General features: G+C 73.3%; 13 protein-coding genes and 1 tRNA gene. 9 read left to right on the forward strand and 5 right to left on the reverse strand.

Annotated features, from left to right (window positions below; genetic code table 11):
• Nucleotides 1–183: 183 nt before the first annotated feature.
• From ABZ809_RS20565 to argS, 3 genes are read right to left on the reverse strand one after another with little or no spacing between them, the layout of a single operon-like run.
• Nucleotides 184–1,497 (reverse strand): homoserine dehydrogenase, encoded by a 1,314-nt coding sequence (locus tag ABZ809_RS20565; protein ID WP_357564183.1) that lies wholly within the window; start codon nucleotides 1,495–1,497, stop codon nucleotides 184–186.
• Between the two features lie 8 nt (nucleotides 1,498–1,505).
• A complete protein-coding gene (lysA, locus tag ABZ809_RS20570; RefSeq protein ID WP_357564154.1) occupies nucleotides 1,506–2,918 on the reverse strand; it encodes a diaminopimelate decarboxylase in 1,413 nt (470 codons plus the stop codon).
• A 7-nt stretch (nucleotides 2,919–2,925) separates the two neighbouring features.
• Nucleotides 2,926–4,590 (reverse strand): arginine--tRNA ligase, encoded by a 1,665-nt coding sequence (argS, locus tag ABZ809_RS20575; protein WP_357564155.1) that lies wholly within the window; start codon nucleotides 4,588–4,590, stop codon nucleotides 2,926–2,928.
• A 99-nt stretch (nucleotides 4,591–4,689) separates the two neighbouring features.
• On the opposite strand from argS, the gene ABZ809_RS20580 reads away from it, so the two are divergent.
• The 7 genes from ABZ809_RS20580 (at nucleotide 4,690) to ABZ809_RS20610 (ending at nucleotide 10,468) form a co-directional block, all read left to right on the forward strand.
• On the forward strand, nucleotides 4,690–5,556 hold the full coding sequence (locus tag ABZ809_RS20580; protein WP_357564156.1) for a DUF3105 domain-containing protein: 867 nt from the start codon (nucleotides 4,690–4,692) through the stop codon (nucleotides 5,554–5,556).
• A gap of 8 nt (nucleotides 5,557–5,564) precedes the next feature.
• A complete protein-coding gene (locus ABZ809_RS20585) occupies nucleotides 5,565–6,227 on the forward strand; it encodes a DUF305 domain-containing protein (RefSeq protein WP_357564157.1) in 663 nt (220 codons plus the stop codon).
• A gap of 241 nt (nucleotides 6,228–6,468) precedes the next feature.
• Entirely contained in the window at nucleotides 6,469–7,161 is a 693-nt protein-coding gene (locus ABZ809_RS20590; RefSeq protein ID WP_357564184.1) for a winged helix-turn-helix domain-containing protein, read from the forward strand.
• A gap of 155 nt (nucleotides 7,162–7,316) precedes the next feature.
• Nucleotides 7,317–7,391 (forward strand) — tRNA-Arg (locus tag ABZ809_RS20595).
• Between the two features lie 142 nt (nucleotides 7,392–7,533).
• Nucleotides 7,534–7,905 carry a hypothetical protein gene (locus ABZ809_RS20600; protein WP_357564158.1) on the forward strand — a complete coding sequence of 124 codons (372 nt, stop codon included), beginning with the start codon at nucleotides 7,534–7,536 and terminating at the stop codon, nucleotides 7,903–7,905.
• Nucleotides 7,889–8,134: a hypothetical protein gene (locus ABZ809_RS20605; RefSeq protein ID WP_357564159.1), complete on the forward strand. Its 246-nt coding sequence runs from the start codon at nucleotides 7,889–7,891 to the stop codon at nucleotides 8,132–8,134. Before ABZ809_RS20600 ends, ABZ809_RS20605 begins: the two co-directional genes overlap by 17 nt.
• A 108-nt stretch (nucleotides 8,135–8,242) precedes the next feature.
• The gene (locus tag ABZ809_RS20610) at nucleotides 8,243–10,468 is read left to right on the forward strand and encodes a PQQ-binding-like beta-propeller repeat protein (protein WP_357564160.1); all 2,226 of its coding nucleotides are present in this window, start codon (nucleotides 8,243–8,245) and stop codon (nucleotides 10,466–10,468) included.
• A gap of 113 nt (nucleotides 10,469–10,581) precedes the next feature.
• Here ABZ809_RS20610 and ABZ809_RS20615 read toward each other — a convergent pair whose 3' ends face one another.
• Complete coding sequence (locus tag ABZ809_RS20615) at nucleotides 10,582–11,565, reverse strand: ATP-dependent DNA ligase (protein WP_357564161.1); 984 nt, start codon at nucleotides 11,563–11,565, stop codon at nucleotides 10,582–10,584.
• A 31-nt stretch (nucleotides 11,566–11,596) separates the two neighbouring features.
• On the reverse strand, nucleotides 11,597–12,394 hold the full coding sequence (locus ABZ809_RS20620; RefSeq protein WP_357564162.1) for an isocitrate lyase/phosphoenolpyruvate mutase family protein: 798 nt from the start codon (nucleotides 12,392–12,394) through the stop codon (nucleotides 11,597–11,599).
• 188 nt (nucleotides 12,395–12,582) lie between these two features.
• Here ABZ809_RS20620 and ABZ809_RS20625 point away from each other — a divergent pair, with 188 nt between their 5' ends.
• Both ABZ809_RS20625 and ABZ809_RS20630 read left to right on the forward strand, forming a co-directional pair.
• Nucleotides 12,583–12,942: a helix-turn-helix domain-containing protein gene (locus ABZ809_RS20625; RefSeq protein WP_357564163.1), complete on the forward strand. Its 360-nt coding sequence runs from the start codon at nucleotides 12,583–12,585 to the stop codon at nucleotides 12,940–12,942.
• A 93-nt stretch (nucleotides 12,943–13,035) separates the two neighbouring features.
• Nucleotides 13,036–13,581, forward strand: coding sequence for a helix-turn-helix domain-containing protein (locus ABZ809_RS20630; protein WP_357564164.1), 546 nt, complete (start codon nucleotides 13,036–13,038; stop codon nucleotides 13,579–13,581).
• Nucleotides 13,582–13,590: the final 9 nt, after the last annotated feature.

Here is a 13,590-nt window from a genome sequence, read left to right on the forward strand (position 1 = left end):
TCGCCTTTAGGACCGACCCGCCGAGCCGGGTGCGCACCCAGCCTGGACCAGGCTCGCCGGGCCCGCTCCGGCGCACCCGCAGTTAACCACCAGGCGAGACGCGCAGGCCCACGCCCCGCCGGAGCTACTGGCGGGGGCTGTCACCGCCCGCCGCTCACCGCCCGGGGTCGGGCACGGGGCCGGTCACAGCCCGCCCTCCACCCGCAGCACGCTCGCCACCGAGCGGACGACGTCCAGCCCGCGCAGCTCACGCACGGTGGCGGCGAGCGCGGCGTCCGGCGCCACGTGGGTGACGATGACCAGGTCGGCGTCCTCGCCCCGGCCGGCCACGCCGCCGCCCGCCGGGCCCTGCCGCACCGTGGCGATCGACACGTCGTGCCGGGCGAACACCCCGGCCACGCCCTCCAGCACGCCCGGCCGGTCGGCCACGTCGAGGCTGATGTGGTAGCGGGTCAGCGCCTCCCCCATCGGCCGCACCGGCAGGTCGGCGTACGCGCTCTCGCTGGCCGACCGCACCCCGGCGAGCCGGTTGCGGGAGACCGCGACCACGTCGCCGAGCACGGCGCTGGCGGTCGGCGCGCCACCCGCGCCCCGGCCGTAGAACATCAGCGGCCCGGCCGCCTCGGCCTCGACGAAGACCGCGTTGAACGCGTCGCCGACGCTGGCCAGCGGGTGGGCCAGCGGGATCATCGCCGGGTGCACCCGGACGCTGACGGTCTCCCGGCCGGCGGCGTCGGCGCCCCGGGCGGCGATGCAGAGCAGCTTGATGGTGCAGCCCATGGCCTTGGCGCTGGCCACGTCGGCGGCGGTCACCTCGGTGATGCCCTCCCGGTGCACGTCGGCCGCGCCCACCCGGGTGTGGAACGCCAGCGAGGCGAGGATGGCCGCCTTGGCCGCCGCGTCGAAGCCCTCCACGTCGGCGGTCGGGTCGGCCTCGGCGTAGCCCAGCTCGGTGGCCTCCTCCAGCGCCTCGGCGAAGCCGGCGCCGGTGGCGTCCATGGCGGAGAGGATGAAGTTGGTGGTGCCGTTGACGATGCCGGTGACCCGGTTGATCCGGTCGCCGTGCAGCGACTCGCGCAGCGGGCGCAGCAGCGGGATGGCTCCCGCCACGGAGGCCTCGTAGTAGAGGTCGCCGCCGCCCTCGGTCGCCGCGTCGTGCAGGGCCACGCCGTCCTCGGCGAGCAGCGCCTTGTTGGCCGTGACCACGCTCTTGCCGGCCCGCAGCGCCTCCACCAGCCAGCTCCGCGCCGGCTCGATGCCGCCGACCACCTCGATGACCACGTCCACGTCGTCACGCTTGACCAGGCCGAGCGCGTCGGTGGTGAACAGGGCCGGGTCGACGGGCAGGTCGCCCCGGTCGCGGCCGAGACGGCGTACGGCGATGCCGGCGATCTCCAGCGGGGCGCCGATCCGGGCGGCGAGGTCGGTCGCCTGCTCGTGCAGCAGCCGGACCACCTCGCTACCGACCGTGCCGCAGCCGAGCAGTGCCAGGCGCACAGGTGACGTCATCCCACATCCAATGCCAGCAGATCCTCTTCGGTCTCCCGCCGGACGATCAGGCGCGCCTGGCCGCCCCGCACCGCGACCACCGGGGGGCGGGGCACGTGGTTGTAGTTGCTGGCCATGCTCCGGCAGTAGGCGCCGGTGCCGGGCACCGCGACAAGATCTCCGGGCTGCACGTCGGCGGGCAGGAATTCATCCTTCACCACGATGTCCCCGGACTCACAGTGCTTTCCCACCACGCGGGCGAGCATCGGCCCGGCGGCCGACGTCCGGGAGGCCAGCGTCGCGGAGTAGGACGCGTCGTAGAGGGCGGTACGGATGTTGTCGCTCATCCCCCCGTCCACACTCACGTAAGCACGACGCCCATCCGCTGCGTCACCACCAGTGCCCACCGGCACGGACTTGACCGTGCCGACCTCGTAGAGCGTGAACACCGCCGGCCCGACGATCGCCCGGCCCGGCTCGATCGACAGGTGCGGCACGGCCAGCCGCTCCGCCGCGCACTCGGCCTCGACGATCCGGCGCAGCCGCTTCGCCAGGTCCTGCGGGGCGGCCGGGTCGTCCTGGGTGGTGTACGCGATGCCGAACCCACCGCCCAGGTCCAGCTCGGGCAGCTCCACCCCGCGGCCGTCGCGGATCTGCGCCTGGAGCGCCAGCACCCGGCGGGCGGAGACCTCGAAGCCGCTGGCGTCGAAGATCTGCGAGCCGATGTGCGAGTGCAGGCCGCGCAGCTCCAGCACGCCCTCGTCGACCACCCGGAACGCCGCCTCGGCCGCCGCGCCGCCCGCGAGGGAGAAGCCGAACTTCTGGTCCTCGTGCGCGGTGGCGATGAACTCGTGGGTGTGCGCCTCGACGCCGACCGTGACCCGGATCATCACCCGGGGGCGGACGCCCCGCTCCCGGGCGAGCGAGGTGAGCCGGTCGATCTCGGCGAACGAGTCGAGGATGATCCGCCCGACCCCGGCGTCCAGCGCCCGGGTCAGCTCGGCCACCGACTTGTTGTTGCCGTGGAAGCCGATCCGCTCCGGCGGCATCCCGGCCGACAGCGCGGTGGCCAGCTCGCCCCCGGTGCACACGTCGAGGTGCAGGCCCTCCTCGGCGATCATCCGGACCACCGCGCGGCAGAGGAACGCCTTGCCGGCGTAGTAGACGTCGGCACCGTCGAAGGCGGTGCGGAAGTCACGGGCCCGGGACCGCAGGTCGTCCTCGTCGAGGACGTACACGGGGGTGCCGAACTCGGCCGCCAGGTCGCGGACGCCGAGGCCCGCGACGGTCAGCGCGCCGTCGGCGCCGCGCGCCACGTGCCGCGGCCACAGCTGCGGCACCAGGGCGTTGACGTCGGCCGGGCTGCGCAGCCAGGACGGCCCCCGGCTGCCGATGTCGCCGTGCAGGGCACCGGCCTCATGAGCACGCATGAGCGAATTACATCCTCTCCGGGGCCGAGACGCCGAGCAGGCGCAGGCCGTTGGCGATCACGGTGCGGGTGGCGTCGTTGACCCAGAGCCGCGCCCGGTGCAGGTCGGTGGCCTCCTCGTCGCCGCGCGGCAGGATCCGGCACTCGTCGTAGAACCGGTGGTAGGCCCCGGCCAGCTCCTCCAGGTAGCGCGCCACCCGGTGCGGCCCCCGCAGCTCGGCCGCCGCGGCCACCACGGCGGGGAACTCGGCGAGCGCCTTGAGCAGCTCGTTCTCCTTCTCGTGGCCGAGCAGCTCCGGGCGGAACGCGTCGGCGTCGCCCCGGGTCAGCCCCACCTCGGCGGCGTTGCGGCCCACGCTCGCCGTCCGGGCGGCCACGTACTGCACGTAGTAGACCGGGTTGTCGCGGGTGGCCCGGGTCCACAACTCGACGTCGATGTCGATCGGGGAGTCGCTGGAGTAGCGGGCCAACGCGTAGCGGGCGGCGTCCACCCCGATCGCGTCGACCAGGTCCTCCAGGGTCACCACGGTGCCGGCCCGCTTGCTCATCCGGACCGGGGCGCCGTCGCGGACCAGGTTGACCATCTGGCCGATGAGGATCTCCAGGTTGCGCTCCGGGTCGTCGCCGAAGCACGCCGACAGCGCCTTCATCCGGCCGATGTAGCCGTGGTGGTCGGCACCGAGCATGATCACGACCCGGTCGAAGCCGCGCTCCCGCTTGTCGAGGTAGTAGGCGCAGTCGGCGGCGAAGTAGGTCCACTCGCCGTTGCGCTTGCGCAGCACCCGGTCCTTGTCGTCGCCGAAGTCGGTGGTGCGCAGCCAGGTCGCGCCGTCGGACTCGTAGACGTTGCCCTGCGCCCGCAGCCGGTTGAGGGCCAGGTCCAGCTCGCCCCGGTCGTGCAGGTCCTTCTCGTTGAAGTAGGTGTCGAACTCGACCCCGAAGCTCTGGAGCGAGGACTTGATCTCGGCGAACATCAGCGCCACGCCCTCGACGCGGAAGACCTCCTGGGCGGCGGCGTCGTCCAGCTCCAGCACGTCCGGGCGGACCTTGCGGACGGCCTCGACGATCTCGCCGAGGTAGGCCCCGGCGTAGCCGTCCTCGGGGGTGGGTTCGCCCCTGCCGGCGGCGAGCAGCGAACGGGCGAACCGGTCGATCTGCGAACCCGCGTCGTTGAAATAGTATTCCGTGCCGACGTCGGCACCGGTGGCACGCAGGAGCCGGCTGAGCGCGTCGCCGACGGCCGCCCAGCGGACGCCGCCGATGTGCACCGGGCCGGTCGGGTTCGCCGAGACGAACTCCAGGTTCATCCGCTGGCCGGCGAGCCGTTCGCCGCGGCCGTACGCCTCGCCGGCCTCGACGATCGTCCGGGCGAGCTGGCCGGCGGCGGCCGCGTCGAGCCGGATGTTGAGGAAGCCCGGTCCGGCGATCTCCACCGACTTGACCCCCGGTGCCCGGCCGAGCTGCTCGGCGAGCGCGGCTGCCAGCTCGCGGGGCGGGACGCCCACCTTCTTGCTGAGCTGAAGCGCCAGCGTCGAGGCGTAGTCGCCGTGCTCGGGATTACGGGGTCGCTCCACCGCCGTGCGCTCCGGCAGGGCGGAGCGGTCCAGGCCACGCTCGGTGAAGACGGCGTGGGCTGCGGAGAGGACGACCTCGGCGAGTTCTGCGGGAGTCACCGATCCATGTTATCGGGGGTAGACTCGGGCCTCGCGGCGGCGACCCAGTGTGTGAACCGGCCCGCCGGATCCCCTGACCGACCGACCTGACGAGGCACGATGAGCATCAGCACACCGGGTGGCGGCCCTGAGCGGCGCCCGAACGTGGTCAGCACCGGCAAGAAGCCGGCCGCGGGCCGGCCGGCCGCCGACGCGAAGGCCGCCGACGCCAAGTCCGGGGCAGCCAAGTCCGGCGCCGCCAAGTCCGGAGCGAAGGCCGGGGCCGGAAAGGCGACGGGGCCCCGCCCCGGCGCCGGGGGCAAGGGCCGCAAGCCCGTCACCCCGGTGAAGGTGAGCCAGGGCCGCGCCATGGGCCCGATCGCGCTCTTCGTCGCCGTGGGCGTGCTCGCCGTGGCGATCATCGGTTACGGCGCCTGGGCGACGTTCCAGGGCGCCAAGCCCTGGGAGGACCGGGCCGCCGACATCTCGGGCATCGTCAACTTCCGGGAGAAGGACAAGGACCTGGTCTCGGGCGGCAACCACCAGGCGGGCCCCATCACCTACTCGGTGCTCCCCCCGGTGGCCGGGCCGCACAACGCCGCCTGGCAGAACTGCATGGGCGACGTCTACACCGCCCCGATCGCGAACGAGCACGCCGTGCACAGCCTGGAGCACGGCACGGTCTGGGTCACCTACCGCCCCGACCTGGCCGCCGACCAGGTGGCGAAGCTGAAGGAGAAGGTGCAGGGCAAGGAGAAGCTGATGCTCAGCCCGTTCGAGGGGCTGGACAAGCCGATCTCGCTCCAGGCCTGGGGCTACCAGCTCAAGGTCGACAACGCCGACGACGCCCGGATCGACGAGTTCATCAAGACGCTGCGCGTGAACGCCTCGATCGAGGGCCCGACCGCGCTGTGCAGCCAGGGCATCACCGCCACCGGCACCGCCCCGCGCGACGAGGCCGCCCAGATGCCGCAGACGCAGGGCTGAGGAGAGCGATGAGCACCCCGACCATGATCGAAACCAGCGAGCCGGCCAGCCCGGCGCCGGAGGAGCGGGCACCCGCGCGTCGCTGGGGCACGGCCGCGCTGGCCATCGCCGTCGTGGTCGGGCTGCTCCTCGGGTACGCGGGCGGCTGGCTGACGCCACAGCTCACCCGGCCGGGCGACACCTCGGCCGAGGCGGGCTTCGCCCGGGACATGCTGTCCCACCACGCGCAGGCGGTGGAGATGGGCCTCGTCGCCTTCGACGAGGGCGCGGACCCGGAGGTTCGCAGCATCGGCGGCGACATCGCCACCGCCCAGCAGGGCGAGATCGGCACCATGCACACCTGGCTGCGCATGTGGGGGCTCGACCCGGCGGGCAGCGAGCCGTCGATGTCGTGGATGTCCGACGGCGCCGGCCTGGTCAAGAACGGGCTGATGCCGGGCATGGCCACCCCCGAGGAGATGGCGAAGCTGCACGCGGCCGAGGGCCGGGAGCTGGACGTCCTGTTCCTGCAACTGATGATCAAGCACCACCTGGGCGGCATCCACATGATCGACGGGATCCTCGAGGTCAGCGACGAGCCGGACGTGGTCAAGACCGCGCAGACCATGAAGAACACCCAGCGCAAGGACCTCGTCAACCTCCAGAACGCGCTGCAGCGCCTGGGCGGCTGACCCCGCCCCCGCACCACTCGTCCGTCGAGAGGTCCGCGTCGCGCCGGTTCACCCCGGCCGACCCGGACCTCTCGCCGTTCTCCGGCCGACAGGGGCGGCGCACGCAGCGGCTACCCCTTGCCGCGTACGCCTGATTCGCCCCGATATGCGAGCGGTGAGATCATCTGCCCGATTGCAACACTAAGAGTGTTTTCTCCATACATATCGTGACCAGTTGCGATTCGGGCTCGTTGCGCAGGACGTGGGGGTTGCACTGAGAGACGCGCGGCGTTCGGTCACCAGCTGGTGCCGGCGCCACACCATCGGCGGTGACGGGGCGGTGGCAGCCACCCGTCGCGGACAGCGGCAGGGCGAACCGGGAACGCTCAGCCGCGAACAGGAACTCGAACTGATCGACGTCCTGCGGGGCGTCCACCCCGACGAGCTGGGCCTGGACGGGGAGTTGTGGACGCGGCAGAGCCTGCACACCCTCATCCAGCGCCGCTTCGAGGTGCCGATGGACGCCGGGGCGGTCGGGGCGTACCTGCGGGCCTGGGGGCTGGGCCCGAGAGAGCCCCGGGAGCGGGCCTGCGGGCTGTGCGTCGGCGCGGTGGAGCGCTGGGTACGCAGCGAGTACCCGGCCATCACCCGGGCGGCCCAGGAGCACCTCGCGGAGGTCTACTGGATCGGCCGGGTACGCCTGCGCGGCACGATGCCGGCGGCGGACGTCATCTCCGCCGTCTCCTCCCGCGGGCGAGTGCGGTTCATGATCACCACGCCGTCGGTCGACCCGCCGCTGCCCCGCGACTTCGTGCTGCGGCTCAGCGGCGCGGAGCAGCGGACCGTGCACCTGATCATCGACGGCTCCTGGCCCCGCAACGAGTGGCCCCGCCGGCTGCCGCGCCGCATCGTGCTGCACCCGCTGCCCAGCTGCGGCCGCGCAGCCGCCGCCTGAGGGCAGGTAGGGAAGGGCACCTTCCTGACGCACAGCCGTCAGGGAGGTGCCCTTCCTTACACCTCAGAGGCCGGCGTGGGCGCGACACGCAGGTGGGCACCGGATACCGATTCGGCGTTCCCGGGAGGCGTTTGCTAGTCTTCTCCAGTCGCTGAGCCCCCGTAGCTCAGGGGATAGAGCACCGCCCTCCGGAGGCGGGGGCGCAGGTTCGAATCCTGCCGGGGGCACCAGAGCAGACCAGCACGAAAGGGCCTCTGACCAGGTTAAAACCGGTCGGGGGCCTTAGTCATGTGTCCGGCCGCGTCCGGCCGTTAGTGGCTCGTAACGGGTGTCTGTGCCACATGCGTGCCAAAGTTCGGCCCGGGGTCAGTCGTGGCCTGGCGCTCTCTCGATGCGCTGCTCAATGGCGGCGTCACCGCCATTGAGGCACTTGGCGTAGATCCTCAGCAGCACCTCCACCGACTGCCCAGACCACTCGGCTGCCTGGATCGGCGGCACTCCACCGCCAGGACCCCGTTGATCATGGAGTTAGCGGCAGTAAAGGTGATCGTCTTCACCGCAAACCTCATGATCAACGGCACGGGGCGGGGTCGGAGGTTCGAACCCTCGACCCGGCCGAAGTCGCTGGCCGGTGACAAGGCCGAGCAGGCGATCGAGTACCTGACCCGCATCCCGGGCCCCTGGCATCCAAGCTCCGGTGCAGGCCCGGTGGAAGCTGCGGTGGTGGGTGCTGCAAGAGGGTGACCCGGCCACCGCGCTTCGGCTCGCCAATGCGGAACTCGCCGAGCGGACGGCAGAGTTCGGCACGGAGCACGCCGACACTCTGACTGCTCGCAGGCTCCTGATCCCGCTCTACCGTGAGGCCCTCGGCCCGCCCGCGGCGATCGTCGAGGCGCGGAGGCTCACCGAGGACATCAGCCGGCCGCTGGGCCGCGCGGGTGCAAGTTATCGACCATCTGATCAACCGGGTTGAGGGTTCCCTGCGGATCCATCACGAATCTGCGGGAGACCCGCTGTTCAGGCGCGTGGAGCCGTGCCAAACTCCCCGGCGTTCGCGAGAACCCGCCGGAAGGAAAAGGCCATGCCATCGCTGCCCGCCCCTGACCACGCACCGCTCTCGATGGACCGCCGCCGGTTGCTCGGGCTGGGCGTCGGTGCCGTCGCCGCGGCAGCCACCGGCGCCACGGTCAGCGGCGCACCCGCGCTGGCCGGCCCGCCCGCAAAGGACGGACCGTGGTCGCCGGGGTTCGCCCTGCTGGGCGACACCCAGATCGACGTGGACCTCCCGGACCGCACCGAGGGGGTGCGCTGGACGTACGAGCAGATCGCCGCCAGGAACCCCGAGATCGTCTGCCACGTCGGCGACATCGTCGAGCACGGCTCGGTGGACGAGTACGACACCTACCTCGGCACCATCCCGGCGTCGCTGCGGCCCCGGATCCGCCACGTGCCGGGCAACCACGACTGGCGGTGGGACAGCACGGCCGGCAAGCGGTACGGCTCGCTGTTCGGGCCGAGCCGGTACTCGTTCGACTACGACGGCCTGCACTTCGTCGCGCTGGACCCGAGCCACCTGCTGCAGGAGCCGGGCGGATTCGGCGACTCCGGCATCGAGTGGCTGACCCGGGACCTGAACCGGGTCGCGCCCGGGGTGCCGATCGTGCTGCTGTGCCACTTCCCGTTCGGCGGCGACAACTACTACGTCTCCGACCAGGAGCGGCTGCTGGCGCTGCTCGACCGCTACGACGTACGGGTGATGTTCGCCGGGCACGTGCACGCCGAGCAGGTGCAACGCTTCAACGGGGTGACCCAGCTGGCGGTCGACGACACCCGCGGCTCGGCGGTCTACTACTGGGTGCAGCGGGTGGCCGGGCCCGAGGGGCAACTGCTGAAGGTGACGGCCGTGCAGCGGGCCGCGGACGGCAGCGCCGAGACCCGCCCGGTGCTGGACATCCCGATCGACGGCCCCAAGATCGCCGCCGAGCAGCGCCCGCAGGCGGTCTCGCTCACCCCGGCCGGCACCGCGCTGGCCGTGTCGGTGCGGCTCGCGCCGCGCGCCGAGGCCGCCAACGTCCAGGCCCAGCTCTTCCCGCAGCACACGTACGGGCTCAAGGACGCCGGCCAGTGGCGGAACCTGACGGCCGACGGTGCGGGCCGGCGCTTCACCGGCGGCCTGGACGTCAGCGCGTTGCCGCCCGGCGAGCACCGGATGACCGTGCGGGTGACCGACGCCGACGGCGCCTGGTACGAGCAGACCCGCACCTTCGCACTGCCCGACACCGCCCGGCGGCTGCGCTGGAGCGAGCAGCTCGGCGCGCCGGTGCAGGCCGGCCTGGCCGTCCGGGACGACCTGCTGGTCGCCGCGACCACCGGCGGGACCGTCATCGGCGCCCGGCCCACCCGCCGGGGGCTGTCCCGGCGCTGGCAGGCCCGGACCGGCCCGGTGCACGGCCGCCCGGCGTTCGCTCCCGACGGCCGGACCGTCTACGTCCCCTCCGACGACCACCGCCTCTACGCCCTCGACGCGGCCACCGGCCGGCGCCGGTTCGCCCACGACGCCGGCGCCCCGGTGCTCGGCAGCCCGCTGGTGACCACGGTCGACGGTCGTACCGTGCTGGTGATCTCCGCCGGGGAGACCCGGCAGGCCGTCGACGCCCGCACGGGCGACACCGTGTGGAACGTGCCCGGGCAGGGCATGTTCGCCGGCCGCGCGGCCAGCGACGGCACCCGGGTCTACGCCGGCGCCGGGGACGGCAACGTCTACGCCCACGACGCGCGGACCGGCGCGGTGCTGTGGTCGTTCTCCACCACCAGCCGCACCACCGCCTACAGCCGCCTCATCTACGGCCCCTGGGGCGACACCCTGGAGGTGCTGCCCAACGGCCTGGTCCTGGTGTCCACGGTGGCCAACGCGTTCGCGCTGGACCCCGCCACCGGCGAGCCCCGCTGGTCCGTGACGGGCTCCTACATCTACGCCCCGAAGCTGCTGCTCGACAACGGCGACGTGCTGATGTTCGACGACGGTGGTCGCACCGCCTCCCGGGTGGACCCGGCCACCGGCCAGGCCCGGTGGACCACCGGCCTCGGCGCGCGCCCGGTCAACACCGGCGCGGCGATCCACGGCAACGTGGCGTGGACCCCGACCACCACCGGTCTGCTGGTCGGGCTCGACCTCACCACCGGGGCGGTCCGGACCCGGCTCCAGCTGACGACCAGGGCGTACTGCTACAGCCCGCCGGTCGTCGTCGGCGACCTGCTCCTGGTCGGCGACCAGGACGGCCTGCTGCACGGCGTCGCCGTCGACTGACGGCCCTGCGGCGGACGGTCGTCCGGGCGCACGGGGGGCCCGGGTTACCTGATCGACCGGCCGGGTGCCGGGCGTCCCCGCGACGCCCGGCACCCGGCCGTGTCGTGGGTGGGTCAGCCGGCGTCGGCGGAGCCCGACGCCTCCGTCTGCCGGCGGGCCCGGGCCCGCCGCTTGCCCTCGTGCATGGCCTGCACCCGGGCGACCGGGATGGTGTGCCCCTGGGCGACCAGGTCCGCGGGGAGCGGCTGCGGCTCCGGCAACCGCTCGGCCCACGGGTCGCGGTCGGCGACCAGCGCCGGAGCGGTACGGATGGTGAAGTCCGCCGGGGCGACGTCGGGCAGGTCGGCCCAGTCGACGGGGAAGGACACCGGCACGCCCGGCCGCAGCCGGGGGCTGTAGGCGGCGACCACGGTGGCCCCGCCCGCGCGGGTCGAGTCGACGAACACCCGGCCGCCCCGGTCCTGGCGGATGAAGGCGGTGGTGGCCAGCGCCGGGTCCAGGCGTTCGGCGCGGACCGCCAGCGCCCGGGTCGCGGCGGCCATGTCCTCCGCCGTGGCGCCCGCCGCCACCGGCACGAAGACGTGCACGCCCTTGGCCCCGCTGGTCTTCACCGCGCCCGCCAGCCCCGCGTCGGCGAGGGCCTGGCGGACCAGCAGGGCGGCGGCGACCGCCAGGCCGAAGGAGTCGCCCTCCGGCGGGTCGAGGTCGAGCACCAGGTGGGTGGGGCGGTGCAGGTCGTCGACGGTGGCCAGGGTGGGGTGGTACTCGACGGCGCGCTGGTTGGCGAACCAGAGCAGGGTGCGCCGGTCGTCGCAGAGCGCGTACGAGATCTCGCGGTGGGACGCCTCGGCCCACACCGGCGTACGGCGCACCCAGTCGGGGGTGTACTTCGGCAGGTTCTTCTGCATGAACGGGGGCTGGCCGGGCCGGACCCGGACCACGGACAGCGGCCGGCCGCGCAGTGGCGGCAGGATCCGCTCTCCGACGGCGTCCAGGTAGTCGACCAGGTCCCGTTTCGTCGCGTCGGCCCCGTCGAACAGCGACTGGTCGAGGTTGGTCAGCGACACCCCGTGCCGGGTCTCGTCAGCGCCACTCATCCGATCACCTTCGCGGCACCGGGGCCGCCGGTCAACCGGACGCGGCGGGGCGATCCACGACGAACGGGTCACCACCGGCTTTGACGGCGTCTAGCAGCCGGCGTGTGTGGGCGCCGGTGGCGGCGTACAGGCCACCGCCGTAGCTGACCCGGGCCACCCCCAGCGCGGCCAGTTCCGGCAGCGTCGGCGCGCCGGGGCGGGCGAGCGCGTTCACCGCCCCGGGCACGTCCGCCACCAGCTTCGACAGCAGCTCCGGGTCGGCGAGCAGGATCGGGTAGACGCAGTCCGCGCCGGCCGCGAGGTAGCTGGTGGCCCGGCGTACCGCCTCGGGGAGCCGGGCCGCGTGCTCGGCGCCGGGTGAGAGGAAGAGGTCGATCCGGGCGTTGAGCACCACCGGTACGCCGGCCGCGTCGGCCGCAGCCCGGACCTCGGCCAGCAGGTCGGCCTGTGCCTCGACGTCGAACAGCCGGCCGGTACGCGGGTCGGAGTCCTCCAGGTTGAGCCCGACCGCCCCGGCGTCGAGCAGCCGCTCGACCAGCTCGGCGGGGCGCAGCCCGTACCCCCGCTCCAGATCGGCGGTGACCGGGACGGCGACCGCGCGGGCGATGCGGGCCAGGGCGGCGAACACCTGCCCGGGCGGGGTGGTCTCGCCGTCGGTGTGGCCGAGCGACTCGGCGACGGCGCTGCTGCTGGTGGCGACGGCCGGGAAGCCGGCCCCGGCGACCTGGCGGGCGGAGCCGGCGTCCCAGGCGTTGGGCAGGATCGCGGGGTCACCGGGCCGGTGCAGCGCGCGCAGCGCCGCCGCCCGGGCGGCGAGATCGTCGGTCATGCCGCCGATTCTCGCCCCCCGAACCCCCACCCCTAAGCTCCAATCCCGTACCGGCGGACTGGCGCCGCCCCCAGCCCCGTCGATCTTGCACTTTGGGCCCCCGAGATGCGCTGTTTGCCTGCTTTGCCCGGGCCGGAAGTGCAAGATCGCGCCAGGGAGCACGGGCGGGAGCGGGAGGAGGGGCGGGCGTGGGGCAGGGGGACGGGTGCACGGTTCGTGAGGTGCTCGACCGGGTGGGCGGCAAGTGGAGCATCGGCATCCTGGTGGCCGCCTGCCAGGGGCCGGTGCGCTTCAGCGAGCTGGAACGCCGCGTCGAGGGGATCAGCCGGCGGATGCTCACGCTGACCCTGCGCAACCTGGAACGCGACGGGCTGCTGCGCCGGACCGTCCACCCGACCGTCCCGCCGCGGGTGGAGTACGCGGCCACGCCGATCGCGCTGGAGCTCTACGAGTCGCTGGTCGCCCTGACCGACTGGGCGGAACGGCACCACAGGACGATCGCGGACGCCCGGGCCGCGTACGACCGGTCCCGGAAAGCCGCCCCGTAGCCCCGGCCGCCTGTGGGGAACGCCACTGATCTGACCGATCGGTCAGGGTCTGACCGATCGGTCAGGCATGCTGGTGCGGGAGGTGGTCCGGCAATGGCGCGAGTGTCACCCGAGACGCACGACGAGATCCTCGCGGCGGCGGGGCGACGGTTCGCGCTGACCGGCTACCGGGGCACCTCGTTGCAGGACATCGCCGGCGAGGTGGGCTGTTCCAAGGCCACGGTGCTCTACCACTTCGCCAACAAGGAGGCCATCCTCACCGAGTTGATGGCCCCGGCGATCGCCGTTCTCCAGGCGCTCGACGAGCGGCTCGCCGCGCACCGCGGTGCGGCCGCCCAGCAGGTCGCCGCCGAAGGCTTCGTCGACCTCGCGGTCCGGTTCCGGCGCGAGATCGCCCTGCTCCGGGGCGAGTTCCCGGAGTTGCTCCAGCAACCGTCGTTCGCCCACATCCACCGGATCTCCGAGCGGCTGATCGAGGCGTTCGCCGGGGGATCCGAACGCTCCTCCGCCCGGATCGCGGCGCTGGTGCTGCTCGCCGGCATCTCCGAGACGTGTGGGGAGTTTGCCGACGTACCGGACGAGGAACTCCGTTCCGCCCTGCTCGCACTCGTACGACGGGCACTGGAGCCCGTCGACTGAATCATCCAC

Source organism: Micromonospora sp. NPDC047074, from assembly GCF_040643815.1.
In the GTDB taxonomy this organism is placed as follows: Bacteria; Actinomycetota; Actinomycetes; order Mycobacteriales; family Micromonosporaceae; genus Micromonospora.